The organism is Candidatus Woesearchaeota archaeon, assembly GCA_003694805.1.
Taxonomy (GTDB): Archaea; Nanobdellota; Nanobdellia; order Woesearchaeales; family J110; genus J110.
Genome location: RFJU01000025.1, coordinates 1 through 1,623, shown reverse-complemented (window position 1 = coordinate 1,623; position 1,623 = coordinate 1). Strand labels below are relative to the sequence as shown.

The window sequence follows — 1,623 nt, the reverse complement described above, 5'->3', positions numbered from 1 at the left end:
CTTCATAGTGGCGGAGCTCTTTCATTTCTTCGTGGACTTCTTCAAGCTCGTTGCCGAGGTCTTTTTTCATTTCTTCGTATTGCTTTTTTACTTCCTCGAACCATTGGGTTTCCTTCTCAAGTGACTGTATGGACGTTTCGACTTTGTGCACGAAGAGGTCTTTTTTTGTTTCGTACTCTTTGGCTTTTTGTGCAACTTCTTTCTTGGAGAGTTTGCGCTGGACGAGGAAGACTTTCGAGAGGGAGTATTCAATGCTGATGAGACCCTCTTCTTCTAAGAACTCCGCCCACTCTTGCACGACTGCCTTTGAAACGCCGAGGGATCGTGCCGCGTCTGAGAGCTCCACGCTATGTTTTGACTCGACGAGAGCGACAAGTTTGTCAACGCCTGTTTGGATGTTTTCCATGGGGTGTGTTACGCTTGAGAATGGTTCGTTTATATATCTTTCGTCGGTGTTCTTGCGGCGATAGAGTGAGGGTGTCGCCTGTTTTGATGGTGGAGGCGTGGCTGTTGTTCGACGCGAGTTCGAGGACGCGTTTTGCCGGTGCTGAGGGCGTGTGCCATTGAAAGGGTCGGAGGTGTGCTTTGTCTATGACGTTGTTTTGTTCGTCGAGGTAGATGATGTGGAGGGGGAAGAAGACGAAGAACATGTGGATGGTGACGCGGCGTGGCGTTGGGAAGGTGAAGAGGAGGTTTTTTGGTGCTGTGCGAAACATGTTCCCTCTCGCCTGCGCAAGGGGGTTGTTGCAAGGCTTGACATCTTTTGCGATGCAACGCTTTTTATGCCAGATAGTGAGCGCCATGGTTGTGTTGGTTCCTGCTCAGCGGAGTGGTGTTCACGGGCAGGTGGTGTAGTTAAGCTCGTCTATTTCGTAGGTTTCCTTATGGCCTGTGTCTATTCTGAATGAGGAGGGCATGTTTTGCACGTCGCACAGGTCCGTTGTTGGCTGGGTTCCCCAGTAGAGGTAGTCGATGACGCTGCGTTCGGTGTTGACAGGGATGTCTTGAAGGGAGAGGTCGTTGAGGTTGACCATGCTTTCTATGCCGTAGAGGGAGGGGGAGAGGTTTCCTTCGAAGCGCATGAGGATGCTGGGCGCTGTTTGGGATGCGCGGTATGCTGAGGTGTTGTAGAATTGTTGAAGGTTGGTCGTGTCGTTCGCGTCGCCGGCATCATTGACGAACTCGGTTATGTTCGTCTTTCGTATCGTGTTGGGAACCCTGCTGAGGGTGTTGACGCTGTAGAGGGGATCGATGATGTCTGCGATGGGGATGTCGACAGTGAAGTTTTTGAGCTGAGTCCAGCCAAACCTGCCTGATTGGTCGGTGAGGTTGATGGTGAGCTGGGCCGTGACGCGAATGCTCCACGGTTCTACTTGGTCAAGGTAGATGTTCGTGACGTTAACGGTTATGTTCATGCCTGTTTCTTGTGCAACGAGGGTGACGCGAGAGAGGTATTCGGAAAAGCTTGAGTTTTCCATGATGGTTACGTTTTCGCCGTTGATCGTTCCGTTAAAGAACGCTTCAAGGTAGGTTTGTTCTGCGTCGGTGAGGAAGGCGCCTGTTTCGACGACGTGCTGTTCCATGGCGAGGAGGGCTCGAAACCCTGCGATGTATTCTCCTCTT

At 51.5% G+C, this 1,623-nt stretch carries 3 protein-coding genes; all 3 read right to left on the bottom strand.

All coding sequences use genetic code 11. The features are described from left to right. On the bottom strand, positions 1-406 hold a 406-nt coding region (locus tag D6783_01010), incomplete at its 3' end, for a hypothetical protein (GenBank protein RME53751.1). Then, positions 381-803, bottom strand: a complete 423-nt coding sequence (locus D6783_01005) for a DUF192 domain-containing protein (protein RME53750.1) — start codon at positions 801-803, stop codon at positions 381-383. The genes D6783_01005 and D6783_01010, both read right to left, overlap by 26 nt. Positions 804-836: 33 nt before the next feature. Beyond that, positions 837-1,623: hypothetical protein (locus D6783_01000; GenBank protein RME53749.1), on the bottom strand; the 787-nt coding region annotated here is incomplete at its 5' end.